Genomic DNA, 25,738 nt, shown 5'->3' with positions numbered 1-25,738 from the left:
TCAGGCGTTGCCGTCGAGGTTGCTGGCGACGTAGTCGGCGAGGGTCTCCAGCGAGGTGAAGTCGGACATCTCCAGGTTCTCCGGGTCGACCTCGATGCCGACGCTGTCCTCCAGCGCCATCAGCAGTTCGAGGATGGAGGTGGAGTCCAGGTGCAGGTCCTCGAAGAGCCGGGTCTCCTTCGGCATGCCCGACACCGGTCGCTGGAGTACCTCGCTCAGCGCCCGCTCGATGTCGGCGATGATCTTACTGTTCTCCATGGCTGCTGGTCCCTTCGGGTGAGGCGGTGGTGGTGGTCGCCGGCACGGGGAGCGTGACCAGGCGCTGCGGCCGGAGCAGGTCCTCGACGGTGTCGCGGCCGCGGATCAGGTGCGCCGTGCCGTCGAGCAGGAGCACCTCGGCCGGATGGCCGTGGCTGAGGAAGAGCACCGGCGAGGCGCTCGGGCCGTACGCGCCGGAGCGCTCCACCCCGAGCAGGTCGCCGGGGCGTACCTCGGGGAGCCGGACCTGCTTGCCGACCACGTCGCCGGGGGTGCAGAGCGGACCCGTCACGTTGTAGACGTGCTCGGCCGGGGCGCCGGGCCGGCTCAGCGACCGGATCGGGAAGTTGCGCTTGACGAAGCTGCCGACCCCGACGGCGGCCATGTGGTGGTTGGTGCCGCCGTCGGCGACCACGAACCACTCGCCCTTGGAACGCTTGACGTAGCGGGCCCGCACCACGTAGGTGCCGCACCAGCCGACCAGGTAGCGGCCCAGCTCGGTGACGATCCGGGTCTCCGGGTGACGGTCCCGGAACGCGGCCACCTCGTCGTTGACGCCGTCCACCGCGGCGTCGCCGTCGAGGTCGGTCTCGTTGTCGAAGTACGGCACGCCCCAGCCGCCGCCGACGTCCACCATCTCCAGCGGGATGTCGAGCGCCTTGCCGAGTTCCTCGGCCATCGCCAGTACGCCCCGGGTGTTGTGCCGGACCGTTGCCGCGTCGAGGATGCGGGTGCCGAGGTAGGCGTGGATCCCGGCGACGCGCACCCGGCGCAGCCGGTGCAGCGCGGCCGGACCGTCGCGCAGGATCTCCTCGTCGATGCCGAACTGGCGCGGCTTGCCGCCCATCGCCAGCCGGGAGCCGTGGGTGTCGAAGTCGGGGTTGACCCGCAGCACGACCCGGATACCGTCGGCCCCGGGCAGCGCGTCGAGCGCGACGACCTCGTCCAGCGACTCGCAGACCACCGCGTAGATGCCGCGCTCGCAACAGGCCCGCAGCTCCTCAGCGGACTTGCCCGGACCGAGGAAGATCATGTCGGCCGGGTCGACGCCGGCCCGCTCGGCGGTGACCAGTTCGGCAAGCGAGGAGACCTCCAGACCCGCGCCGAGGGCGCCGAACAGCGCGCAGACGCTGAGGTTCGGGTTCGCCTTGGCGGAGTAGAAGACGTCGACGTCGGCGCGGAGCCGGTCGCGCAGTGCCGCGTACCGGCGGCGCAGCAGGTCGCCGTCGTAGACGTAGACCGGGGTGCCGAACCGCTCGGCCACCTCGGCGTAGATTCCGGTCATCGGCGCTCCTCCGGTCGTCGGGGCTGCTCGGGTTCGAGGCTGGTCATCGGGACCGGCCGGGCGTCGGGCCGGTCACCGGGACCGCTCGGGTGCGAGGCCGGCGAGGAGGGCCCGCGCGGCGTCGTCCAGTGCCGACAGGCCCGCCTGGTCGGCGGCGACGAGCAGGGCGTAGAGCCGGCCGTCGAACGGCGGTGGCCGGTCGGCGTCGGCGTTGACCGTGCCGAAGCAGGTGATGACGAACCGCTGCCCGTCGTCGCGGTCCAGCACCGGGGCGAGTGTGCGGGCGACCTCGGCGAACCGGACCGGCGCGGCGAGCCGCAGCGGGTAGTGCTTGGCCAGCGCCACCTGCCCGGGGCGCTGGCACAGCTCGGTCACCCCGCCCTGGTAGCTCGACATGTTCAGCCGGGCGTTGATCTCCAGCACCGGGTACAGCTCGCCGCCGGTGGCGACCACCGCGTCCACCCCGACGACCCCGGCGTACCCGTCGGTGTGCAGCCGGGCGCCGACGGCCTCGACCGCGCGGGTCAGCTCGGCGTGCTGCGCCGGGGTGAGCGCGACCGGCATCAGGTGTCCCTTGTGCACCCCGTTCTCGGTGATCGCCCGCTTGACGAAGTCGAGGGTGACCCGGCCGTCACCGGTGACGGTGAGCTGGTAGTTAAGGTCGTGGCTCTTCTCCACCCACTCCTCGACGACCACGTGCAACCGGTCGTCGCCGGTCCGCTCGGCCCGCCGGTCGACCATCCGGAGCAGCCGGTCCGCCGTCTCGGGGCGGTCCAGCAGCAGCAGCCCCTTGCCGGAGACCCCGTAGGCGTCCTTCACCACCAGCCGGACGCCGTCGGTGAGCGCGGCGCGCCGCCGGCCGAGTACGGCCGCGAGTTCGTCGCGGGTCTCGCAGCAGTCGCCGGGCACGGCCCGCAGCCCGGCGGCCTCGGTCAGCCGGCGGGAGTAGATCTTGCTGTTGACCCGGGTGAAGGTGGTCGCGTCGGGGACCGCGAGCGGCAGCCCGCACCGGTCGGCGAGCTTCTGCTCCAGCACCGTGGTGCCCATCGGCAGCAGCCGGGCACCGGCGGCGCCGAGGGCGGCCAGCCGCCGGAGCAGCTCGGGGGAGTCGAGTACGTCCTCGGTGGTCGACCGGTCGGCGCGGACGTTCTCCGGCACGAGTACGGTCGGCAGCGGCATCCCGAGCCGGGACAGGTATTCCCGGTATCCCGGGTCGAGGGGATGCTTGAGCAGCAGGACGTCGTCCGCGCCGGCCAGCAGGATGCCGTGTTCCTCCATCCGGGCCACCACCGAGGTCGGCGCCGAGAAGCGCGGCGCGGGCAGCCCGACGTGTCCCTCGGCCCACCAGTTCTCGGCCTCGAAGTTGCAGACCAGGACCAGGCGCCCGTCCGGTGCGCCGAGCAGGTTGGTCTTGAGGGTACGCAGGTAGCTGGTGTCCATCGCCGTCCTCGAAGTGGGCGTCAGGATTCAAGCGGGCGTCAGTATTCGATGACCATGGCGGCGTACGTGGCGCCGACCCCGACGGAGGTCAGCAGGTAACGCTGGCCGGGAATCAGCAGACCGCGCTCGCGCATGGTGGCCAGATTGATGAACGGGTCGGAACAGTAGGTGTGGCTGTACCGCGCGATGTTGTCGAGAAAGACACGGCTGCGGTCGAGGCCGATCTTTGCGCACAGTCGCAGCCACAGCGTCCGGTTGACGTTGTGCGGGACCACCATCGCGATGTCGGAGATGTCGAGGCCGGCCCGGCGCAACGCCTCCTGCATCATTTCCCACAGGTGGATGTTGTAGGTGTCGTCGAATTCCCGCTGCCGCTCGACGGTCATCCGGAAGCCGTCGGCGAACTCGCCGGCGGTGTGTGCCGCGTAGGAGAGGATCCGGCTGCCGGTGCCGCCGATGCCGAGCAGGCAGGCGGCCGACCCCTCGCCGGTCACCGAGACGTTGAGCATGTAGCGCACCAGCCCGGTGAACGGCTTCTCCCCGGTCACCACCAGCGCCAGCGCGTCCGGGTCGCCGTCGGCCCGGAGCAGTTCGCCGGCGACGTCCAGCGCGGCCAGGTTGCTGGCGCACATCTGGTGGGTCACGGCGAACGCGTCCGCGCAGGTCAGCCCGAGCCGCTCGCGCAGCCGGTCGGCGGCGTAGACGAACGACGGGGTCAGGTCCGGGAAGGTGTGCGCGTAGATCAGGTACCGGACGCGTTCCGGGTCGGGCACCGTGCGGAGGACCTTCTCGGCCGGGGCGGCGAGCAGGTCGAACAGGTCCATGTCCGGGTCGAGATGTATCCGGTCGAGCCCGCGGATGCGCCGGAACATCCGCGCCTGGTGCCGGTTCAGCCCGTTCGCCTCGGCTATCTCCTCGACGGCCCAGGACCGTTCCGGCGCGAAACCCTCCACGTGCAGCAGGCTCGTGACGGGCTCGGTCACCGTTTCCTCCAGATGAGCGGCCACCGATTCCTCCAGATAGGCGGATGCACCGTCGGTGTCCCGACCGGTGACGACGGCGCGGCGATGCCAGACTAAACGCGGTGATCGGCCGCGAGGAACTGGGGAATACCCCAGGAACTCTTTCGAAACCCGTCAATGCGTCAAGGGTAGGGTTTACCCGATTGTCAACGGTGGGCCAATTCGCCTAGCGTGTCCGGCAGCCGATGAGAGGATGGCAATGGGAATTAAGCCTATCGACCTCTTTCCGCCCCCGGTCGTCGGTCCGCGTACGTCCACTGTCGAGCTGCGCGGCACGGGCCGGCGGTACGCCAAGGTCGTCGGCGGCCGGGGCGGCGACGGCCCGCTCACCCTCGGGCACCTCGGCATGCTGAAGTGGATCAGACAGGAGCAGCCGTACGGCCGGTGGGCGGCGGCGCCGCTGGAACTGCCCCCGGGGGCGGGCGTCGAGGACGTGGTGGCCGCGCTCGGCGCGCTCGTCGCCCGGCACGAGGGACTGCGCACCCTCTTCCCCGGCGGCGACGAGCCGGTGCAGCGGGTACTCCCGCACTGCGAGCTGCCGGTGGACGTCTACGAGCACGGCGAGGCGACCCCGGCGGCACTCGTCGACGAACTCTTCCACCGGCTCCGGGACGGCGAGTTCGACCTGGCGGCGGAACTGCCGCTGCGCACCGCGATCGCGGTACGCGACGGGGTGCCCACCGTGGCGGCCGTGGTCTACTCGCACGTCGTCGTCGACCTGATGAGCGCGGAGCTGCTCGGTCGGGAGTTCACCGCACTCGCCGCCGACCCCGCCCGCCGGCACCTCGGCCCGCCGCCGCACCAGCCCCTCGACCAGGCGGCGTACGAGCGGTCGCCGGCCGGGCGGCGGCGCCTCGACACCGCCCTCGGCTACTGGGAACGTCACCTGCGCCGGCTCCCGCAGTGCACCTGGGCGGCGCCGCGCTCGACCGCGCCGCCCGGTGGGGCCACCTCCGGCTGGCTCTGGTCCCGGGCCGGTGCGCTGGCCCTGCCGCAGATCACCGCCCGGGTCGGGGCGAGCGGGTCGATGGCCGTACTCGCCGCGATCTGTGCGGTGCTGGCCTGGCGTACCGGCCACCGGCACTTCCCGCTGCCGACGCTGGCCAGCAACCGGACCGGGCGGCGACTCCGCGAGTACATCGGCCCGCTGGCGGCGGACAGCCTGGTGCCGATCGACGCCGACGCGGACAGCTACGACGAGCAGCTGCGGCGGGTGGGTGGCGCGGTGCTGCGGGCCGGCCGGCAGGCGCAGGTCGACGACGTCGCGCGGGTCCGGATGATCGACCAGATCCACCACGACCGGGGCAACTGGTACGGCCGGGACACCACGTTCAACGACGCCAGCACCTTCAACGACAGCGAGACCGGCCCCGCTCCCGACGACCAGCCCGGCCCGCCCCCTGACGACCAGATCGGCGCCGTCCCGGCCGGGCAGACCGGCACCGCCGCGAGCCACCGGGCGGAAGGTGCCGCGACCGGGCCGGAGCAGGCGCGGCGGGCGCTCGGGGAGACCCGGATCTGGTGGCAGGACTGGCCGGCCATCTCGCCGCTGCTGGCGTGGCGGCTGATGCAGAAGCGCGGTGAGCTGGTGCTCGGCGTGATCAGCCAGGACCGGAACCGGGTACCGCCGGAGGAGATCGAGGCGCTGCTGCGCGGCGTGGAGCGGGTGCTCGTGGCAGCGGCCGACGGGGACTTCCCACTGTCCCGGATCGGCGAGGTGAGCGGGATCGAGCCGATGGAACGCGGCGCCGGCTGGCGACTCGTCGACTCCTCCTGGGTCGAGCTGGCCGAGGCACAGCGACTCCTCGACGAGACGCTGGACGCGTCGGCCCGGCGGGTCTTCGCGGTACCGGACGGCGACGGGTTCCGGCTGGTGGCGTACCTGGCCGGCGGCCCCGTCCGGACACCCCGGGAGGCGCACCTGGCCTGTGTGGCCGCGATGCCGGGCCGGCGCACCGCCATGACGCCGCACCGGTACGTAATCTGCGCCGCGCCGCCGGCCGACCCGACCGATCCGGCGGCCTGGGCCCGGCAACCCGTGCTCGCCGACGGCGACGGCCGGACGGACCCGTGACCGGGCGGAGCGGCGGTCCCGGAAACCCGGGCGACGAGCCGGCCATCCTCGTGACCGACCTGCGCAAGTCCTACCGGGGCCGGCCGGCGGTGGCCGGGATCGACCTGACCATCGGCCGGGGAGAGGTCTTCGCCCTGCTCGGGCCGAACGGCGCCGGCAAGACGACCACCGTGGAGATCTTGGAGGGACACCGCCGCCGGGACAGTGGCCGGGTACGGGTACTCGGCGTCGACCCGGCGCTGGGCCGGCCGGACTGGAAGGCCCGGATCGGGATCGTGCTGCAACGCTCCGACGATCTGACCCAGGGCGGCGCCCTCACCGTCCGGGACTGGACCCGGGCGATCGCGGCCTGCTTCCCGAACTCCCGGGACCCGGACGAGGTGATCGAGCTGGTCGGGCTGGCCGACCGACGAAACGCGCGGGCGGCCCACCTCTCCGGCGGGCAGCGCCGCCGGCTCGACGTCGCGCTCGGCATCGTCGGCCGGCCCGAGCTGCTCTTCCTGGACGAGCCGACCACCGGATTCGACCCCGAGGCACGCCGACGGTTCTGGGACCTGATCGCCGACCTCGCCCGATCCGGCACGACGATCCTGCTCACCACGCACTACCTGGAGGAGGCCGAGCAGCTCGCCGACCGGATCGCCGTACTCGTGGCCGGCCGGATCGTGGACATCGGTCCGCCGCAGACCCTCGGCGGCCGGGCCACCGCGCCGGCCACGGTCCGCTGGCGGAGCTCGGACGGACCGCGCAGCGTCCGCACCGGTACCCCGGCGAAGCTGGTCGCCGAGCTGGCCACCGAGTACGGCCCGGACGTGCCGGAACTGGCCGTCGAGCGGCCCAGCCTGGAGGAGACCTACCTGCGGATGATCGGAGAGCCGGCGTGAGCGCCCCCGGGGTACCCCTGCGGCGCCCGGCGCTGCTGGCGGTCACCCGGGCCCGGGTCCGGGTGGAGTTCCTGGTCTTCGTCCGGGAACGGATCTCGGTGGTCTTCACCTTCTTCTTCCCGGTGCTGCTGCTGGTCGTGATCGGGACGATCTTCCACGGGCAGCGGCTGCCGGGCGACGTCGACCTCGCGCAGTACTTCGTGGCCGGCATGATCGGCGCCGGGCTCTTCGGCGTCAGCTTCCAGAACGTCGCGATCGCCATCCCGATCGAGCGGGACATCGGCACGCTCAAGCGGCTCGCCGGCACCCCCATGCCGAGGTCGGCGTACTTCGTCGGCAAGATGGCGATGGTCGCCTTCGTCGCGCTGGCCCAGAACGTGCTGCTGCTCGGCATCGGCTCGGCCTTCTTCGGGTTGCGCCTGCCCGGCACCGCCGACCGGTGGCTGACCTACCTCTGGGTCATCGCCCTCGGCATCGCATCCTGCACCCTGCTCGGCATCGCGGCCAGCGGCCTCGTCCGCAACGGCCGTACCGCGCCGGCCGTGATGTCGCCGATCGCGATCGTGCTCCAGTTCATCTCCGGCGTCTACTTCGTCTTCGCCACCCTGCCGACCTGGATGCAGACGGTGGCCGCCATCTTCCCGCTCAAGTGGATCGCCCAGGGGATGCGGTCGGTCTTCCTGCCGGACGGCTACCAGACCCAGGAGCCGGCCGGGAGCTGGGAACTCGACCGGGTGGCCCTGGTCCTCGCCGCCTGGTGCGTACTCGGCTTCCTGGTCGCCGTACGCACCTTCCGCTGGCGCGGCCGGACCGACGACTGAAGGGAACGAACCGATGCAGGCTGCGGAACATCCCCGGGTGGTGCTCGGCTACAGCGGGCTGCACGGCTCCGCCGAGCTGAAGGCGGCCGGCTTCCCGGGGTTGGACGAGCGCGAGGCGCGGCTGTTCCAGGGGCTGGACTCGGCGGCGGCGCTGGTCGTCGACGGCACCCTGGTCGCGGCGGTGCAGCAGGAGCGGTACTCCGGCCGCAAGTTCGACCACGCCTTCCCGGTCGACGCCATGCGGTCCTGCCTGCGCCTGGCCGGGCTGGACTTCGCCGACGTCGACGCGGTCGCGCACAACTTCGACCACACCCGGTTCGAGGTCTTCGCCCGGGGCGAGCCGTACGCGCACCGCCGCTACGCCGAGGTGCTGGCGCCGCAGCGGCAGACCGAACTGCTGCACCGGTTCGTGCCGGAGCTGGCCGGGCATCGGGCCGGGCATCGGGTCCGGCCGGTGTCGCACCACCACGCCCACGCGTTGACCGCGGCGATCCCGGCCGGTTTCGACGAGTCGCTCGTGGTGGTGCTGGACGGGATGGGCGAACTGCACGCGGTGAGCGTCTACGCCTGGCGGGGCGGTGAGCTGCACCGGCTGGCCGCCCTGGACTACCGCAGCAGCCTCGGACTCTTCTACGCCCTGGTCACCATGTTCACCGGGTACTGGCCGAACAGCGACGAGTACAAGGTGATGGCGCTGGCCGCGCTCGGCGACCCGGCACGGTTCCGGTCGGTGCTGGCGGAGGCGGTCACCCTCGGCCCGGACGGGCGGTTCGACGTGCCGGTGCTGCGGCACAACCGCGACCCGCGCGACCGGGAGACCTTCGCCGCCTCCCGGGCCTGGCTCGCCGGGCGGGTCGGCCCGGAAGCGCGGCCGGGCGAGCCGCTGGGCCAGCTGCACGTCGACCTGGCCACCGCCGCGCAGGAGCGGCTGGAGCAGGCCCTGTTCCACCTGGTCGGGCACTGGGTCCGGCGGACCGGGCTGCGCCGGGTCGCCTTCGCCGGTGGCGTGGCGCTCAACTGTGCCGCGATCGGCAGGCTCGGCTACTCCGGTCTGGTCGACGGAATCTACGTGCAGCCGGCCGCCGGTGACGAGGGGACCGCGGTCGGCGCCGCGCTCGCCCTGGCCGGTCCCGCCGCGAGCGTGGCCGACTATCCGGCGACCACCTACCTCGGGCCGGAGGTCACCGAGGACGGGCCGCCGGCCGACCAGCCGTACTGGTCGGTCCGGGTCGGGCCGGGGGTGGCCGAGCGGGTGGTGGCCCGGCTGCTCGTCCGGGGCCACATCGTCGGCTGGGCGCAGGGCCGGCTGGAGTTCGGTCCCCGCGCGCTGGGCAACCGCAGCATCCTGGCCGACCCGCGCGACCGGGGCGCCCGGGAGCGGGTCAACGCGGCGGTCAAGTTCCGGGAGGAGTTCCGGCCGCTGGCCCCGGCGGTCAAGGCCGAGGCGGCGGGACGGTTCTTCGTGGTACCGGCCGGGGTCAACCTGCGGCACATGACCGTCGCCGTCGCGGTGCACCCGCACGCCCGGCCGGCCATCCCCGCCGTGGTGCACGACGACGGCACCGCGCGGGTGCAGGCCGTGTACGCGGCGGAGAGTCCCCGGTTCTGGCGCATCCTCGACGAGTTCGAGCGGCTCTGCGGCGTACCGGTGCTGATGAACACCTCGCTCAACGTCAAGGGGCAGCCGACGGCGCGGGCCGGCGCCGAGGCGTTCCGCACCTTCGCCTCGTCCGGCCTGGACCTGGTGGTCATCGGCGACCGGTTGTACGCGAAGCCGTCGGCGGTCGGCGACGCCGCCGAGGCGCTGGCCGCCGTCACCGGGGTGGTGTCGGTCTAACCGTTCCCGGTGAGCCGGTACAGGCCGGCGCCGTGCCCCGGCAGGGACCGGGTCAGGCTGCCGCTGACGGTGCCGAGGCCGGTGCCGGACCAGAGGTCGGTGACGCTGGCCGAGCCGATGCCCAGGGTGGCCAGGTCGAGTGTGACGTTCCCGGCGACGGCGTCCCGGTTGAACAGTGCCACGTACCGGTCGGCACTGCCGGGGACGTCGGCGGCCCAGACCTGCCGGGCGCCCCCGACGAGCTGGCGGTTGTCGGTGCTGGACCGGTCGACGGCGAGCACCCGGGGGTTCGTCATCAGGGCCAGCTCGGCGGGGCGGTTCTCGACCAGGTTGCCGCCCCACATCAGGGGTGCCCGGTTGATCGCCCAGAGCGTCATCAGGGTGCGCTGCTCGTCCGGGGTGAGGTTGGAGTACCGGGGCGAGCCGACCGGCCCGAATTTGGCCAGCCGGCCGATCGGGATCATGTCCGGGTCCGGCCACGCTCCGCCGGCCCGGTGCGGCGCCCAGTCGCGCAGCTGGTCGAAGAGCCGGTCCAGGCTGGGCCAGTCGTCCCAGAGGTCGTTGACGATCCGCCACATCTGCGCGTTGGCCCGGACGTGCGGGGCGGCCGACAGCGGGGTCGCGCCGGGGGAGAGGCTCAGCACCATCGGCCGGCCGCTGCGCTCGATCGCCAGCCGGTAGCCGGCCACCTCCGCCAGCCGGTACGTCGGTGCGGCGATGTCGTCCACCTTCACGTAGTCGACGCCCCAGCTGGCCAGCAGCTGGAACACCGAGTCCAGGTACGCCTGCGCGCAGGCGTTCGACATGTCCAGGCCCCACATCAGGTTGAGCCAGTCGGCGGTGGTGTCGTCGTTGACCTGGTCGGCCCGGCAGTCGGTGCCGAGGATCGGCACGTTGTCGGCGACGGCCTGGCGGGGGATGCCCCGCATCAGGTGTACGCCGAACTTCAGCCCCTGGGCGTGGACGTAGTCGGCCAGCGGCTTGAAGCCGTTGTTCCCGGCGGCGGAGGGGAACCGGGTGGTGTCCGGGAGCAGCCGGCCGTTGCCGTCCATCCGGAGCCGGGGGTTGAGGTTGGCGTCCTGGTTCGGGCTGCCGGTGTGCGCGCCCGGGTAGTACCAGGCCCAGTCGACGACGACGTACTGCCAGCCGTGCTGGCGGAGGTTGTCGCGCAGGTAGTCGGCGTTGGCCCGGACGTCCGCCTCGGTGACGCGCCAGTTGAACGCGTCGTAGCTGTTCCAGCCCGACGGAGGGCTGTCCTCGGTGCCGTCGTCCCGGTGCCCGGCTGTCATCATCGATCGATGTTAGCGATAACATGACTGATGTCGCCACCGTCGACCGAAGCCGGCCGGAGCCTGGGACGGATCCCGGCCGCAGTGGCGAAGGATAGGCCCCGAGAGGACGCGCATGCTGATGGCGTATCGTCCCTAGTCAATGCAGAAGATCGATGCTATTAATTAGTAAGTCGTCTGACGACCCAGCTGGGCAACGCCGCCTCCATCGTCTAGACATCGACGTCCTTTGGGGAGAAAAAGTACATGAACGAGAATCAGGTTGGCTGGCTGCGGGCTCGATTGCGGCGTTCAGCGAGAACTATCGTCAGTACGGTGGCGAAATCCGCCGGAATCGCCATGCTCGCCATCGGAGTTTCCGCGGGCACGGCCGCCGTGGGTGTCAATCCCGCGCAAGGCGCCCCGATGAACGCCGCCGCCGCCCCGACGGTGTCCGGCGTCGCCACGGGATACGGACACACCTGTGCGGTCTCCACCGACGGCACGCTCTGGTGCTGGGGCAGCAACTCCCGCGGCCAGGTCGGCGACGGCACCAACACGAACCGGCTCACCCCGGTGCAAATCGGCGACGCCGCCAACTGGGCGAACATCGAGGCCGGGCACAACTCCACCTGCGCGGTCCGGACCGACGGCACGCTCTGGTGCTGGGGCAACAACTTCGACGGCCAGCTCGGTGACGGCACCTACACCCACCGGAACGTCCCGACACGGGTCGGCACCGCCACCAACTGGGCCCGGGTCAGTGCCGCCAACAGTCACGCCTGCGCCGTCCGGACCGACGGCACGCTCTGGTGCTGGGGCGTCAACCGCAACGGGCAGCTCGGTGTCGGCTCCTCCGTGGCCAGCGCGACCACCCCGGTACGGGTCGACACGGCGACCAACTGGGCCAGCGTGACCACCGGCTTCGCACACACCTGCGCGACCCGCACCAACGGCACCCTGTGGTGCTGGGGCGACAGTTCGAGTGGGCAGCTGGGTCTCGGCATCCTGAGCTACCGGGCGACCCCGAGCCAGGTCGGCACCGCGACCAGCTGGAGTGGCGTAACCGCCGGATACACCTTCACCTGCGGCTCCCGCACCGAGGGGACCCTGTGGTGCTGGGGCGAGAACGGCTACGGGCAGCTCGGTTCCAACGTCCGCTACCAGACCAGTCCGATCCAGGTCGGCACCAGCACCAGCTGGAACAGGGTCGTGGTGGCCAACGACTCGTCCTGCGGGTTCCGCACCGACGGCAGCATGTGGTGCTGGGGCAACAACGCCTTCGGGCAGCTCGGTGACGGCACCACCACCCACCGGAACACCGCCACCCGGGTCGGCACCGCGACCACCTGGACCACCGGCAGCCTCGGCAGCTACCACACCTGCGGGATCCGGACCGACAACAGCCTGTGGTGCTGGGGCAACAACGCGCTGGGCCAGCTCGGCGACGGCACCACCACGCCGCGGTCGACCCCGGCGCAGCTGAGCCTTCCGGGCTGAGGCAGCCCCCGCTCCGACGCCGTGCCGTCGGCCCGTACCGCTGGGATCCTGACAGCGGCCGGGCCGGCGGCACGAGCGTTGAAACCCCTTTCCCGCGGCCGCGACGCGCGCCGGCGGATTGCCGGGAATTGCCGCCGAAGCGCGGCGCCCGCGACCACGCGCTGACGCAGAGTCGCGAGGGAACAACGACACACTCCGTTCTTCCCTGAAATACGGACAGCACCTGCCGACTCGTCTCCGGCCGACGCGAACCGCGAGAAACAGGAATTGTTCCACCGGCGCGGAACACGGGCTCGGTGTTGAATCGTTAAATGTGCGACGTGGGTGGTAATCAATCTGATGACCCTCGCCGGACGGCCGCTACGGGCGACCGGGAGACAGCGCCCGGGCCTCCGCCTCCGCCTCCGCCTCCGACGCCGATGCCGCTGGCGCTGGCGATGACGACGGTGACGTCCGGGCGTCGAACTCCTGTTGCAGCGCGTCGAGGTCGCCGTCGATCTCCGCCCCGGCGACCCCGTCCGGCAGGTCGTCCTCCAGCCGCCGCAGCGGCCGGTAGGCCAGTCCCGCCGCACTCCAGAGCATCAGCAGGGTGCCGGTGCAGACCAACAGCACCGCGATGGCCCGGCCGGCGCCGCCCGACACCAGCGGGTCGACGACCTGCTCAGCGATCACGGGCGCGGTGACGAAGCCGAGCGGCATCATCGCGGCGGCCAGCATCTGGTTGACCGCCAGCACCCGGCCCTGGAGGTCCTGCACCACCTTCACCTGGATGATCGAGATCCAGTGCGCGTTCAGGATGGACAGCGACGCCCAGTAGAGGAACAGCCCGGCCGCGACCACCACCGGCTCGGGGCGTACGCCGAGCAGCACCGTGCCGAGCCCGACCGGGATGGTGAAACCGACCATGCCGACCGCGAGTCGCCGGGTGCCGCCCCAGACCACCATCACCAGGGCACCCACCGCGGCGCCGAGCCCGCCGATCCCGGTGACCAGGCCCAGGGTGGCCGGCGAGCCGAAGTCCAGCACCAGCGGGGTGACCAGGACCATCGCCACCGCCAGCAGATAGTTCACCGGCACGTAGAAGACGATCATGACGATCATCGGGCGGCGGCGGGCGATGAACCGCCAGCCACCGGCCAGCGCCCGGCGGAAGGTCTCCTCCTGCCGCCGGAACAGCCGGTCCGGGAAGCGGACCACCAGCAGAGTGCCGACCGCGACCAGGAAACAGGCCACGTCCAGCGCGACCACGCCCGGCAGGCCGAGCGCGGTGATCAGTACGCCACCGGCGAGCGGGCCGAGCAGCGTACCGACGCCGGTGCCGAGGTTGGCCAGCGCGTTCGCCTGCGGCAGGTACGGCTTCGGCACCAGTTGCGCCGTCGCGGCCAGGTACGCCGGCCGCTGCACCGCCGTGGCCAGCGAACCGACCGTCACGGCCAGCATCACCTGCCAGATCCGCAGCTCGCCGAGCCAGAGTTGCAGGGCCAGTACGCCCATCGCCAGTGCACCGGCGAGGTCGGCGCCGAGCATCACCCGCCGCCGGTCGAAGCGGTCGGTGATCGCACCGCCGACCGGCGCGGCGAAGACCGCCGGAACCAGCGCCAGCATGGTGATCATCGCGAAGTCGAGCAGCCGGCCCGTCTGCTGGTAGACCCAGACCCCGAGCGCGAACGCGCTGAGCTGGCTGCCCACCATCGAGACGAACTGCCCACCGGCGAGCAGCCCGAACGCCCGCAGGTTGCGCCGGGTCTCCGCCCGGGTCAGCGACTCCGCCGGCCGCCGGCCGCCGGCACCTGGCCCGCGCCCCAGGCCCGCAGCCGGGCGGCGACCAGCCCGGCCAGCCCGGTCGCCTGGTGCTTCAGGAAGTAGTGCCCGGCCCGGGGGATGGTGGCCAGCTCGACGCGCTCGGCGAAGGCCCCCCACTCCCGGTACCGCTCGGCGTACAGCTCGGTGCTGCGGTCCCGCTCGCCGACCACGGCGAGAACCGGTGCGCGCAACCGGGGCGCGTCCGGCTCGCCGAGCCGGTCGCCGAACCACTCCTCGGCGCCCCGGGCGTCGTGCCGCAGCGCCCGGAGCATGGTCGCGGTGTCGGCGGCCGCCTCCGGGGTGTCCGCGACGTCCTCCAGCCCGCCCATCACGGTGAGGAAGTTCCGGTACGCCCGGTCGGAGAGCCACCGGTCGGTCGGGAAGAGCCGGCCGATCCACCGGGACAGCCGTCCGGGCAGCCGGGCCATCGGGAAGCTCGCCCCGAGCACCAGTCCGACCACCTCCCGGCCGTCCCGCTCCAACCGCTGGGCCAGCGCCAGCGCGGCGGCGGTGCCGACACAGTGGCCGTAGACCAGCAGCGGGCCCGGCACCGCGTCGAGTTCGGCGGCGCACCGGCGTACCAGGTCGGGGAGGGGGAGCAGTGGCTCGTCGGGGCGGGCCGGGTCGTGGCCGGGCAGCTCGACGGCGTACACCTGGGTGCCGGGGTGCGCGCCGGCGAGTGCCTCGGCGAAGGGCTGCAACGCCGCGGCCGAGCCGCCGCCGTACGGGACGCAGACCGCGGTCAACGTCGTCGGGGTGTCCGGCGCCGGCCCGGCGAGCCGGTGCAGCAGTCCCGCCTCGGCACCGCCGGCCAGCCCGTCGAGATAGCCGGCCAGCAGCGCGACCGTCCGGTGGGTGAAGAGGTCGATCACCCGCAGCCGGGGGTCGATCGCCCGGGCGGCCCGGACGGCGGTGAACGAGTCCCCGCCGAGGGCGAAGAAGTCGTCGTCGGCGCCGACCCGGCCGACCCCGAGCAGCTCGGTCCAGACGGCGGCGACCCGGTGCTGGGTGTCACCGGTCAACGGCGTGTGCGCGGCGGCGACCGGTGCCGGCAGCGCGGCCCGGTCCACCTTTCCGTTCGGGTTCAACGGCAGCGCGTCCAGCACCACGTACGCGGTCGGGATCAGGTGGTCGGGAAGTTGCCCGTGCAGCGCGGTACGGACCGCCGCGACGTCGAGGTCCGCCCCCGGGTGCCGGACCAGCCAGGCCGCGAGTTGCCGACGCGGCTCCTCGCCGACCGGCAGCACGTACGCGTCGGCGACCCCCGGCAGCGCCCGGCAGGCGGCGGCCACCTCGCCCGGCTCCACCCGGTAGCCCCGGATCTTCACCTGGTCGTCGACCCGGCCGAGGAAGTCCACAGTGCCGTCGGGCCGGATCCGCACCCGGTCGCCGGTCCGGTAGCAGCGTTCGGTGCCGTGCACCGGGTCGGGCACGAACGACGCGGCGGTCGCCTCCGGGCGGTGCAGGTAGCCCCGGGCCACCCCGGGGCCGCCGACGACAAGCTCGCCGGGTACCCCGGCCGGCAGCGGGCGTCCGGCCCGGTCCACCACGTGCAGCCGGGCACCGCCCAGCGGGCGGCCGAGCGGCACACTGCCGTCCCGCCGGGACTCCGGCACCTCGTCGACGTCGCAGGCGAGCACGGCCACCGTGGTCTCGGTCGGCCCGTAGTGGCTCTGCACCGCGAGGTCCGGCCGGGCCGCCCGGACCCGGGCCACCAGCTCCCACGGGCACGCCTCGCCGGCCAGCACCAGCAGCCGGCCGGGCAGTACCCCGGCCAGGTCGCCGTGCGCGTCCAGCAGGCGCAACTGACTGGGTACCAGCTTCAGCACGTCCACCCGGTGCCGGCCGAGGTAGCCGGCGAGCGCGGCCGGGTCCAGCGAGGTCTCCCGGTCCACCACGTGCAGCGTGCCGCCGGTGACCAGCGCGCCGAGCAGGCAGGTCAGGCCGAGGTCGGCGGCGGCGGTGGAGACGAGCGCGAACGACGCCCCGCCGGCCGCCGCCGGGCCGAGCCGGTCGAGTACGGCCCGCAGGTAGTGCACGATCGACCGGTGCGGCACCGCGACGCCCTTCGGCGTGCCGGTGGAGCCCGAGGTGAAGATGACGTACGCGAGCCGGTCCGCCCCGTCCGCCGGACTGCCCGATCCCGCCGCCGTGGCCAGGTCAACGGGTGCGCCGGAGCCGGCCGGCTCGGCGGGTGTGGGGGAAGCTGTCGGTTCGGCGGGTGCGGGGGAGGCCGTCGGTTCGGCGGGTGCGGGGGACGCTGTCGGTTCGGCGGGGTCGAGGACGGTGCCGTCGACGAGTACCACCGGCAGCAGTCCGGCCCCGGCGGACCCGGCCTCCTCGGCGAGCCGGGCCGCCAGCTCGGGCTGGCAGACCACCACCCGCCCGCGCACGGCGGCCAGCATGCTCCGCACCCGGGCCGGCGGATAGCCGGGATCCAGCGGCAGGTAGGCGGCACCGGCCCGCAGCGTGCCGAGCAACCCGACCACCAGGTCGGTACTCCGCTCGACCCAGACCGCCACCGGCTCGTCGGCACCGACACCGACCCGGCGGAGCCGGCCGGCCAGCAGTTCCGCCCGGCGGTCCAACTCGGCGTAGCTGAGCACCCCGTCCGGCCCGACCACGGCGGGAGCCGCCGGCCGCCGCGCGATCCACCGGTCGACCAGGTGCGGTAGCGGCGACCGTCCGGGGCGTACGGGTCGGCGTCGAACGCGGCCGCGCTGAGATCCGGGCGGTTCCGGTAGCCCCGGGCAGGGCTATTGCGTGTTTGGTCGAGTGGCCGTTGAACTGGGGATTCCCGGGGTGGGCGGACCCTTGCGGGGTTGAGGAAGGCGGGTGAGGCCTGTAGGTGATCATGGAGTTCTCGACGCTCCCGGACACCTTGAGGACCTCACCCGCGATGTCAGCATGCCCGATTCAGGTACTGTCCGCAGTTCGCACCCCCACCGACTCGCCACCGCGCCTTGTCACCGAGGGTGAAGAAGCTGGGCTCCAGCACTCGTTGGCCACCATCGCGGACCCCCGGTCCCCGCGTGGGGCGCGTTACCCGCTCGTCGGGCTACTGACCGTCGCGGTGTGCGCCGTGACCGCCGGCGCATCATCGTTCGCGGCCATCGCGGACTGGCTGCACGACCTCGATGACCTCGCCAGGGCCCGGCTCGGGTTCATCCGCGCCGTCCCGGCCGCGACCACGATCTGGCGGCTGCTGACCAGGTTGGACGCTGACCTGCTGGCCACCGTGCTCGCCGACTGGCTGCGTACCCGCGTCCCGCCTCCGGTCACGCCCCGACCTCGGCGGTACCGGATCGTCATCGCCATCGACGGCAAGACCATGCGCGGCGCCCGCCGCGCCGATGGCAGCCGGGTCCACCTGCTGTCCGCGCTGGACACCAGCACCGGCATCGTGCTCGCTCAGGTCACCGTGGCCGCGAAAAGCAACGAAATCCCCGCGTTCACCCCACTGCTGGACGCGGTCGAACAGGTTCTGGGTAGCCTGGACGGCCTCATCTTCGTGGCCGACGCCCTCCATACACAGACCAGCCACGCGACCGAGGTCGCCGCTCGCGGCGCCGACCTGCTCATCCCGGTCAAAGGTAACCAGCCGACCGTGTTTGCCCAGCTCAAGGCCTTGCCCTGGGCCCAGGTCCCGGTGGGTGACCGACGCCGCGAAACCGGTCACGGCCGGCGGGAGACCCGCACGGTCAAGGCGCTCACCGTAGCCACCCCCGGCGGTCTGCTGTTCCCTCACGCCGAGCAGGCCGTCCGGATCACCCGCACCCGCACCCTCAAGGGCAAGACCACCAGGGAAACCGCCTACTACACCATCTCCCTCCCCGCCGAGCACGCCCAACCCGCGGACCTGCAGTCCTGGGCCCGAAACGAGTGGCTGATCGAGAATCAGGTCCATCATGTCCGCGACGTCACGTTCCGTGAAGACCTCCACCAAGCCAGAACCGGCACCGGCCCCGCAATCATGGCGACGCTACGTAACACCGCGGCCAGTTACCACCGCACCAACGGCGATACCAACATCGCCCGCGCCACCAGACGCGCCGACCGTCGCCCGCACGACCTCATCACTGCAATGACCAGCAGCTACCCCAGAACGCAATGACCCTGTAGCCCCGGGCCACCCCGGCGCCGCCGATCCAGAGTTCTCCCGTCACGCCCGGCGGGGCGAGCCGGCCCGCCCGGTCCAGCACGTAGAGCCGGGCGCCCCTGATCGGCCCGCCGATCGACACCGGCCCAGGTGTCCCGGGTGGGATCGGATGGCAGGTCACCAGGACGGTCGCCTCGGTCGGCCCGTACCCGTCGAAGAGCTGGCCCAGCATCCCGGTCAGCTCGTCGGCGAGCCCGGCGTCCAGCGGCTCCCCGCAGCTGATCACCCGGACCTGCGGCCCGCCGCGCCAGCCGGCCGCCAGCATCAGCCGCAGCGTCGACGGGGTGACGAGCATCGCCGTCACCCCGGTCGCCTCGACCCGGGCCGCCAGGCCCGGACCGTCGACGGCGGTGTCCCGGCCGACGACGACGGTGCGGGCGCCGAGCATCAGCGGCAGCCACAGCTCGAAACAGGACAGGTCGAAGGAGAGCGGGGCGACGGCCAGGAAGACGTCGGTCGGGGCGTACCCGGGTTCGTCGCGCATCGCCGACAGATAGCTGGCCAGGTTGCCGTGGGTGACCTCCACGCCCTTCGGCCGACCGGTGGAGCCGGAGGTGTAGAGCACGTACGCCAGCGAGTCGGCGGACGGCATCGGCGGCAGTGTGGCCCCGGCGTCGGCGCCCGGTACGGCTGTCACGTCGACCAGCCGGACCCCGGGCAGCCCGGCGACCGCGCCGGTGGTGGCCGGGGTGACCAGGACGAGGCGTACCCCGCCCTCGGCGGCCTGGTGCCGGAGCCGGTCGACCGGCTGGTCCGGCTCCAGCGGCAGGTACGCGCCGCCGGCCCGGAGCACCCCGAGCAGGGTCGCCGGCAGCAGGTGGTCGCGGGGCAGGCAGACCCCGACCGGCGCGTCCGGCCCGGCGCCGAGTGCGACCAGGTGCTGGGCGACCCGCTCGGCGTGCGCGGCGAGACCGGCGTAGTCGAGGGTGCCGGCCGGACCGACCACCGCGACCGCCTCCGGGGTGGCCGCCGCCCGGGCGAAGATCGCCGGCAGCACGCTCGCCGGGGTCTGCGCCGGCACCGGGCCGCCGTCGCCGACCCGCAGCAGCCAGCTCCGCTCGGCGTCGTCGAGCAGCGGCAGCGTCGAGACCGGCCGGTCCGGCCCGGCGAGGGCCGCACCGAGCAGCCGGAGCAACCGGTCCGCGATCCGTTCCCCGTCGGCGGCCGTGAACCGGTCGACGTCGTACTCGACGTGCAGTTCGGGACCGTCCACGCCGGCGTTGACGTAGACGGTCAGCTCGTTCTGCGCGGCGCCGGTGTCCAGCTCGCCGAGCAGGCGTACGGTGCCGCCGCCCTCGGTCACCTCCATCGGCAGCCCCTCCGGCTGCACCGAGAGCACCACCGGGGTGAGGCCGGCGCCGAGCGGGCGTACCAGTCCGGTCAGCCGGGGCAGGTCGCCGACGGCCACGTCCCGGTGGGCCAGTACCCGCGCGGTGTCCGTCGCGACCCGGGCGGCCAGGCCCGCGAAGGAGGGGTCGTCGGCGCAGTCGACCCGGACCGGGAGTACGTCGATCAGCGCACCGATCAGCCGGTCCAGTCCCGGCCGGTCGCGGTTGGCGGCGGCGACCCCGAGCAGGGTGTCGGGCCGCCCGGTGAGCCCGTCCAGGAGCACGGCCAGCGAGGCGGCCCAGATCGCGTACGGGGTCAGCCCGTCCCGCTCGCCGAGCGCGGTGATCCCGGCCCGCAGCCCGGGGTCGATCGGGCGGACCACCCGCCGGCCGGCGTGCCGGCTCGGTCCCCGTCGTGCCCGGCCCGGCAGGTCGTACGGCGGATCGACACCGTCCAGAACGGACTTCCAGAACTCCTGGACGGCGGGTCCGGCGCCGGACCGGGCGCGTTCGTCGGCGATCGCCACGTCGGAGACCTGGACGGGCAGCGGTGGAATCGCCGCGACCGGGTCGGCGCCGGACCGGACCGCCGCCAGGGCGAGCGCCAGGTCCCGCATGAGTACGCCGATCGACACCCCGTCGAAACCGGTGTGGTCCACCGCTACCGCGAGTTCGGCCTGATCCGGGCCGGTCCAGAGCACGCCGGCCCGGATCATCGGCACGTCGCCGGCCAGGTCGAACGGCTGTGCCGCGAAGCCGCCCGCCAGCCGGCGTCGCCGCTGCTCGTCCAGCCCGCCGAACGGACCGGCCGCCGTCGGCGAGGTCCCGTCCCGGTCGGCGCTCCGGACGGCCAGCGGGTCGCGCCGCCCGTGCCGGTCGGTCGGCTCGGTCCGCGGTGTGGGGGTGGGCTGTCCGTGCCGGTCGGTCAGCTCGGTGACCGGTACCGGGGCGGGCGGTGCCACCACGGCGTACGGGCCGTGCTGGCCGTCGAGGATCCGGGTGCGCAGCGACTCGTGCCGGACCACCACGGCGGCCAGCGCGGCACGCAGCTGCGCCACGTCGGTCAGCCCGGTGACCGCCAGCCGGAGCCCACGGTGGAGACCCACGGCGTGCCGGTCACCTGGCGCAGCATCCAGAAGACCCGCTGCATGTCGGTGAGCGGATGGCGGTCGCGGTGCTCCCGGACCGGCACCGGCCGGGCCCGCTCCGGCGTCAGCTCCCGGGCCAGCTCCGCCACCGTCGGCGCGCCCAGGAACCGGCCGAGGGGTACCGCGACCCCGTGCTCGTCGGCGATCCGGGCCAGCAGCCGGGCGGCGGCCAGCGAGTGCCCGCCCAGCTCGGTGAAGCGGTCGTGCCGGCCGACCCGGTGCACGCCCAGTGTCTCGGCCACCAGCCGGGCGAGCGCCTCCTCGACCCCGCCCTGCGGCGCGAGGTACGTCCCGTCCTCGGTGCGGGCGATCTCGACCTCGGGCAGGGCGGCCCGGTCCACCTTCCCGGTCGGCCCGAGCGGCAGTCGGTCCAGCACCGCGATCCGGGACGGCACCATGAAGCCGGGCAGCCGGTCGCGCAGGTACGCCGTCAACTCCGACTCGGTCACCGGCGCGGACGGCTCGACGTAGCCGACCAGCCGGCGGGTGCCGTACGGGTCGAGCGGGGCGAACACCACCGTGGCCCGTACCCCGGGATGGCCGGCCAGCGCCGCCTGCACCTCGCCCGGCTCGACCCGGAACCCGCGTACCTTCACCTGGTCGTCGCGCCGGCCGACGAACGCGTACCGGTCGTCCCGGCGCCGCACCAGGTCACCGGTGCGGTAGTGCCGCCGCCCGTCCCGGTCGACGTAACGTCCGGCGGTCAGCTCGGGGCGGTCGAGGTAGCCGGTGCCGACCCCTGGTCCCGCGATCCACAGTTCGCCCGCCTCGCCGTCGGGGACGGGTCGGCCGTCGTCGTCCCGGATCGACAGCACCGCCCCGGCGATCGGCCGGCCGAGGCAGGGCTCGCCGCCCGGCGGGACCTCGTCGGCGAGTACGGCGGTGGTGGTCTCGGTCGGCCCGTAGATGTTGACCACGCGGCGCAGCCCCGGGTTGGCGTACGCCCGGGCGGCGAGTGCCGCGCTCAGCACCTCGCCACCGAAGGTGACGGTCCGGACACCGGACGGCAGTGCCCGGCCGAGCAGGACGGAGAGCGCGGAGGGCGGCCCGCAGAGCATCGTCACCTCGTCCCGGGCCGGCAGTTGCGGCAGCGCGAAGACGGTCTCGGCCAGGATCACGGTGCCACCGGTGACCAGCGGCGCGAAGATCTCCAGCACCGAGAAGTCGAAGCAGACCGACGCCCCGGCGAGGCTGCCGCGCAACTCGTCCGGGCCGTACGCGTCGGCGGCCCAGCGCAGGAACGCCATGGCGTTGCGGTGGGCCAGCGGCACTCCCTTGGGCTGCCCGGTGGAGCCGGAGGTGTAGAGCACGTACGCCAGGTCGTCCGGCTCTCCCCCGGCACGTTCCCGGGCGGGCTCGGCATCCTTCCGGGCCGGCTCGGCGCGTTCCCGGGCGGGCTCGGCACGGTTCCGGGCCGGCTCGGCGGGCAGGTCGGCCACGTCGAGTACGGCGGCTCCGGCGGTACCGGCCAGTGCGCTGCTCGACCCGTCGCAGACCACCAGGCGCAGCCGGGCGTCCTCGGTGATCAGCCGCAGCCGGTCGGCGGGATAGCCCGGGTCGAGCGGCACGTACGCCGCCCCGGACTTGAGCACGCCCAGGAGTGTGGGGACCAGCCAGGCGGTCCGGGGCAGGCATACGCCGACCAGGTCGCCCCGGCCGACGCCCCGGTCCCGCAACGCCGAGGCGACCCGGTCGGCCCGATTGTCGAGATCGGTGTAACCGAACCGTTCCCGGCCCACGACGAGGGCGGTCGCCGTCGGCGACCGCCCCACCTGTGCTTCGAATGCCTCGTGGACCAACCCGACGGGCGGCTGTCCAGCCTGGAGCGACACGGCGTCCCCTTTCGTTCGCCAGCAACGGTTCACGTGCGCGGCGGTGACGGATGCCCCGGCGTAACGGTGGCTACGTCGGTGATCTTTACACAACCGCACCAGCGTCAAGTGACCGTGCGACAACGCTGGGCAACCATCTGCAAACCGGGGGAACTACGGTTTTGCCGTACCGGAGGCGGGGTTATCGCCATTCATTCGGCTATCAGCGGCATGCCGGCCCACCCGCCGGGTGACGGGCGGGTGGGCCGGCGGGTTTTCAGTTGCCGGCGGGTGCGGGTGACGTCGGGATCGCCCGCCGGGCCCGGCGGCGTTTCACCGCGCCGAGCACCAGGTCGACGACGAGGAACGCGCCGAGGGTGACGCCGAGCGTCGGCATCGCCCAGCCGACCGCGACCGCGACCAGCAGCAGGACGACCACGGCCGGCGGACTGGCCTGCCGCCACGCGCCCCGGGTCGGCGGGGCACCCAGCGGCGCGCGCCGGTCGGCCCGGGTGGGGCGGCGCTGCCACCACATCCGGTACCCCCAGACGATCACGCACAGCAGCCCGACGGCGAGGGCGGCGAGCAGGATCTGGTTGACGATCCCGAACAGGAAGCCCATGTGGAACGCGACACCCAGTTTGGACAACTGGGCCAGCAGCGGCCAGTCGGCGAACCGGGAGTGTGCGACGACGCTGCCGGTCGTCGGGTCGACGGCGGCGCGGTCCCAGCCGTACGGCCAGGAGGGGTCGTCCTGTGCCACCACCCAGGCCGTGCCCGGCCCGGCCGGTGGGGTGACCACCACCAGCCCGTCCACGCCGGCCGAACGGGCGACCGACACGGCCCGGTCCACGTCGGCCGGATCGAAGCCGTCGCTCGTCGTGCCGCCGCCGTGGTGCCCGCCGCCGTGGGTGTCACCGCCCGGGGCGGCACCGGGCAGGGTGGTGGCCAGGGTGAGGCTGTGCGCGTCGAACGCGTTCTGGACGACGTCGAAGTTCCCGCCGGCATAGCGTGACCAGGTCAACCCGGTCGCGGAGAGGACGAGCAGCCCGAGGGCGAGCCACACCCCGGTGGCGGCGTGCCAGCCACGGGTACGGCGTACGCCCGCGTTCGCGGCGAGGTCGGGCAGGACGGTGCGGCGCAACCTGCGCCGGCCGGGCCACTGCCGGCGCAGCCACAGGAAGAGGCCGCCCAGCACGACCAACCACAGCCAGCTCGCCGCAAGCTCGGAGTAGTGCCGTCCTACCGCACCCAGGTGCAGGTTGCGGTGCAGGTCGTCCAGCCAGGTCATCAACGGCGTCTCCCCGAACCAGGTGGTCAGGGTGCCGCGCACCTCGTTCGTGTACGGGTCGACGTACACCGTGTGTTGCTTCTCGCCGAGGTGCGGCAGGTTGAAGACCACCTTCGTGGTGTCGGTCGCCGCCACCGGCGGGGTCACCGACGCCAGGTCACCGTCCGGGTGGGCGGCGCGGGCGGCGACCACCTGCTCGGCGAGCGGGCGGGCCGGTGCGGTGCCCTCGTCGACCCGCAACTCGTGGGCGTAGACCAGGTTGTCCAGTTGTGGGCTGAACACGAACGCCAGTCCGGTCAGCGCGGCCACGACGAGGAAGGGCGCGACCAGGACTCCGGCGTAGAAGTGCAGCCGCAGCACCAGCGGCCCGATCGACCGTCGGCGTGCGGTCGGCGTACCCGGCGGCGAGCCGGCGACGGGTGGTGCGAGCGGGGTTTCCGGCTCCGATGACGGTGTCGCGGTGGTCGACACGGGGGCCTCCAAGGGTCACGGGGTTGATGTCAGGCGGTCCAGCCGGTGCCCCGGGCCTCGCACTTCCGATACGCCTTCGGTGCCCGGGTTGGCGCGCTGGAAAGGCGGCCCGCCCGGCCCGCCGGCCACCCCCGCATCGAGCCCGAGCACGGAACTCTCGCGTTCCACCTGCCCGTTCCTCCCCGGCCGTCGCGACACGCCAGGGGGATAGTCGGCGGGGAGTCCGGCCTGGTTCCCGGGAAATACATCGAAAATGTTCGACATCTTGCGCGACGGACCACCCGCGCGTCGTCAGTTCGGCGTCGAGGGCCGTAGGGGCGCGCGGGTGGTCCGTCGCGTGCGGGCAGGGTTGTCCACCCCGCCGGGGGCGCCGGGAATTTGGCGAGGGGGTCGATGACGGCCGACCCCACCGATGCCGCCGGTGACCACACCGACGGAACGGCTCAGCTGGGCGGTTCCGCGCCGGTCTGCTCGCTGACCAGGTACGCCGCGTACCAGTCGGGCCAGTTCGCGTCCTCCTGGCCAATCCGCTTCTCGTGCTCGCCGTGGGCCTCGGCCGCGCGCCGGAGCCCGCTCGCCAGGTCGGCCGTGGAGGCGAACGACGTCGGGCCGGCCTCGACGCGTCCGGGCAGCCGGGTCGTGATCTCCTGGAGCAGCCAGGTGTTGCCGTCCGGGTCGCGGAGCGTGGCGCGCGAGAAGTAGCTGCGCCGCTCGGGATCCGGCCCGTCGGCCGGGCCATCCGGAGTGAGGTGGAAGATGTCGCCGACCTTGACCCCGGCGGAGACCAGCGCGTTCCGGACCGCGTCGAGGTCGGAGACGACCAGGTAGGTGTTGGCCGAGCCGGGCGCCGCCGAGGTGAGGTCCGGGCCGAACTGCACCGAGCAGCCGGAACCGTGCGGCGTGTACTGGACCACGCCGGGCGGGGTGCGGTCGAGCCGCCACCCGAGGCGCCCGTAGAACTCCTTCGCGCGGTCGACGTCCGTAACGGGGACGACGACCACCTCGAGCTTCATGTCGAGGTTTCCGATTCCCGTCCCGCCCGCGTCGCTCCGGAGATCCCCCGTGCTCATCACAGCCTCCCGGCCGGCTCAGGGCGCCATGCCGCCCGTCGGCGCCTCCCGGGATCTTCCCCGCCGTGCAGGCGGCTGCGGGTTCCGGGAGTCGGGCCGGCGGGTGCGGCTCCGGCGAGGACCACCGGTGACGCAGCGTTCCGGTCCCCACGCTACTGCTCCGACCCGCCCGGGGCGCCCCGTTCCGGCATCAGCCCGGCACCGTCCCCGGCCCCGCGCACTCCGGGCGGGCCGGCCGACGTCGGTCACGGCATCCGGACGCCGGTGG

At 73.3% G+C, this 25,738-nt stretch carries 17 protein-coding genes; 6 read left to right on the top strand and 11 right to left on the bottom strand.

Features of this window, described 5'->3' with window-relative positions; translation table 11 throughout:
• The 4 genes from O7626_RS18280 to O7626_RS18265 all read right to left on the bottom strand — a co-directional run bounded on the left by O7626_RS18280 (window position 1) and on the right by O7626_RS18265 (window position 3,966).
• Entirely contained in the window at window positions 1-258 is a 258-nt protein-coding gene (locus O7626_RS18280) for an acyl carrier protein (protein WP_278062370.1), read from the bottom strand.
• A complete protein-coding gene (locus O7626_RS18275) occupies window positions 245-1,543 on the bottom strand; it encodes a diaminopimelate decarboxylase (protein ID WP_278062369.1) in 1,299 nt (432 codons plus the stop codon). The genes O7626_RS18280 and O7626_RS18275 overlap by 14 nt, the downstream gene beginning before the upstream one ends.
• A 72-nt stretch (window positions 1,544-1,615) precedes the next feature.
• A complete protein-coding gene (locus O7626_RS18270; RefSeq protein WP_278062368.1) occupies window positions 1,616-2,983 on the bottom strand; it encodes an ATP-grasp domain-containing protein in 1,368 nt (455 codons plus the stop codon).
• A 38-nt stretch (window positions 2,984-3,021) separates the two neighbouring features.
• Complete coding sequence (locus tag O7626_RS18265) at window positions 3,022-3,966, bottom strand: 3-oxoacyl-[acyl-carrier-protein] synthase III C-terminal domain-containing protein (RefSeq protein WP_278062367.1); 945 nt, start codon at window positions 3,964-3,966, stop codon at window positions 3,022-3,024.
• A gap of 238 nt (window positions 3,967-4,204) precedes the next feature.
• Between O7626_RS18265 and O7626_RS18260 the strand changes: the two genes are divergently transcribed.
• From O7626_RS18260 to O7626_RS18245, 4 genes are read left to right on the top strand one after another with little or no spacing between them, the layout of a single operon-like run.
• Window positions 4,205-6,079 carry a condensation domain-containing protein gene (locus tag O7626_RS18260; RefSeq protein WP_278062366.1) on the top strand — a complete coding sequence of 625 codons (1,875 nt, stop codon included), beginning with the start codon at window positions 4,205-4,207 and terminating at the stop codon, window positions 6,077-6,079.
• On the top strand, window positions 6,076-6,963 hold the full coding sequence (locus O7626_RS18255; protein WP_278062365.1) for an ABC transporter ATP-binding protein: 888 nt from the start codon (window positions 6,076-6,078) through the stop codon (window positions 6,961-6,963). The genes O7626_RS18260 and O7626_RS18255 overlap by 4 nt, the downstream gene beginning before the upstream one ends.
• A complete protein-coding gene (locus O7626_RS18250; RefSeq protein WP_278062364.1) occupies window positions 6,960-7,784 on the top strand; it encodes an ABC transporter permease in 825 nt (274 codons plus the stop codon). The genes O7626_RS18255 and O7626_RS18250 overlap by 4 nt, the downstream gene beginning before the upstream one ends.
• Window positions 7,785-7,797: 13 nt before the next feature.
• Window positions 7,798-9,621, top strand: a complete 1,824-nt coding sequence (locus tag O7626_RS18245) for a carbamoyltransferase C-terminal domain-containing protein (protein WP_278062363.1) — start codon at window positions 7,798-7,800, stop codon at window positions 9,619-9,621.
• Here O7626_RS18245 and O7626_RS18240 read toward each other — a convergent pair.
• Window positions 9,618-10,913: a glycoside hydrolase family 27 protein gene (locus O7626_RS18240; protein WP_278062362.1), complete on the bottom strand. Its 1,296-nt coding sequence runs from the start codon at window positions 10,911-10,913 to the stop codon at window positions 9,618-9,620. The two genes, O7626_RS18245 and O7626_RS18240, sit on opposite strands and share 4 nt — an antisense overlap.
• Before the next feature lie 243 nt (window positions 10,914-11,156).
• Between O7626_RS18240 and O7626_RS18235 the strand changes: the two genes are divergently transcribed.
• Entirely contained in the window at window positions 11,157-12,389 is a 1,233-nt protein-coding gene (locus tag O7626_RS18235; RefSeq protein WP_278062361.1) for an RCC1 domain-containing protein, read from the top strand.
• Window positions 12,390-12,749: 360 nt separating this feature from the next.
• On the opposite strand, the gene O7626_RS18230 is transcribed toward O7626_RS18235, so the two are convergent.
• Together O7626_RS18230 and O7626_RS18225 are read right to left on the bottom strand one after the other, a co-directional pair.
• Window positions 12,750-14,108 (bottom strand): MFS transporter, encoded by a 1,359-nt coding sequence (locus O7626_RS18230; protein WP_278066207.1) that lies wholly within the window; start codon window positions 14,106-14,108, stop codon window positions 12,750-12,752.
• A gap of 38 nt (window positions 14,109-14,146) precedes the next feature.
• On the bottom strand, window positions 14,147-16,843 hold the full coding sequence (locus O7626_RS18225) for an amino acid adenylation domain-containing protein (RefSeq protein WP_278066206.1): 2,697 nt from the start codon (window positions 16,841-16,843) through the stop codon (window positions 14,147-14,149).
• A gap of 350 nt (window positions 16,844-17,193) precedes the next feature.
• On the opposite strand from O7626_RS18225, the gene O7626_RS18220 reads away from it, so the two are divergent.
• Entirely contained in the window at window positions 17,194-18,306 is a 1,113-nt protein-coding gene (locus O7626_RS18220) for an ISAs1 family transposase (protein WP_278060713.1), read from the top strand.
• Here the strand turns inward: O7626_RS18220 and O7626_RS18215 are convergent.
• The 4 genes from O7626_RS18215 to O7626_RS18200 all read right to left on the bottom strand — a co-directional run bounded on the left by O7626_RS18215 (window position 18,269) and on the right by O7626_RS18200 (window position 25,470).
• A complete protein-coding gene (locus tag O7626_RS18215; RefSeq protein ID WP_278062360.1) occupies window positions 18,269-20,785 on the bottom strand; it encodes an AMP-binding protein in 2,517 nt (838 codons plus the stop codon). The genes O7626_RS18220 and O7626_RS18215 overlap by 38 nt on opposite strands.
• Window positions 20,743-22,659, bottom strand: coding sequence for a non-ribosomal peptide synthetase (locus O7626_RS18210; RefSeq protein WP_278062359.1), 1,917 nt, complete (start codon window positions 22,657-22,659; stop codon window positions 20,743-20,745). The genes O7626_RS18215 and O7626_RS18210 overlap by 43 nt, the downstream gene beginning before the upstream one ends.
• 256 nt (window positions 22,660-22,915) lie before the next feature.
• Complete coding sequence (locus tag O7626_RS18205; protein ID WP_278062358.1) at window positions 22,916-24,400, bottom strand: PepSY domain-containing protein; 1,485 nt, start codon at window positions 24,398-24,400, stop codon at window positions 22,916-22,918.
• A 443-nt stretch (window positions 24,401-24,843) separates the two neighbouring features.
• On the bottom strand, window positions 24,844-25,470 hold the full coding sequence (locus O7626_RS18200) for a VOC family protein (RefSeq protein ID WP_278062357.1): 627 nt from the start codon (window positions 25,468-25,470) through the stop codon (window positions 24,844-24,846).
• Between the last annotated feature and the right edge of the window lie 268 nt (window positions 25,471-25,738).

This window comes from Micromonospora sp. WMMD1102 (genome assembly GCF_029626265.1).
GTDB lineage: Bacteria > Actinomycetota > Actinomycetes > Mycobacteriales > Micromonosporaceae > Plantactinospora.
Note: the sequence above shows the minus strand (reverse complement) of the source record. Positions and strands in the feature narration are given on the sequence as shown.

Coding starts and splice junctions, on each gene's coding strand:
- O7626_RS18200 (WP_278062357.1), bottom strand. CDS start 25,470: ATGAGCACGGGGGATCTCCGGAGCGACGCGGGCGGGACGGGAATCGGA.
- O7626_RS18240 (WP_278062362.1), bottom strand. CDS start 10,913: ATGATGACAGCCGGGCACCGGGACGACGGCACCGAGGACAGCCCTCCG.
- O7626_RS18275 (WP_278062369.1), bottom strand. CDS start 1,543: ATGACCGGAATCTACGCCGAGGTGGCCGAGCGGTTCGGCACCCCGGTC.
- O7626_RS18235 (WP_278062361.1), top strand. CDS start 11,157: ATGAACGAGAATCAGGTTGGCTGGCTGCGGGCTCGATTGCGGCGTTCA.
- O7626_RS18270 (WP_278062368.1), bottom strand. CDS start 2,983: ATGGACACCAGCTACCTGCGTACCCTCAAGACCAACCTGCTCGGCGCA.
- O7626_RS18280 (WP_278062370.1), bottom strand. CDS start 258: ATGGAGAACAGTAAGATCATCGCCGACATCGAGCGGGCGCTGAGCGAG.
- O7626_RS18260 (WP_278062366.1), top strand. CDS start 4,205: ATGGGAATTAAGCCTATCGACCTCTTTCCGCCCCCGGTCGTCGGTCCG.
- O7626_RS18245 (WP_278062363.1), top strand. CDS start 7,798: ATGCAGGCTGCGGAACATCCCCGGGTGGTGCTCGGCTACAGCGGGCTG.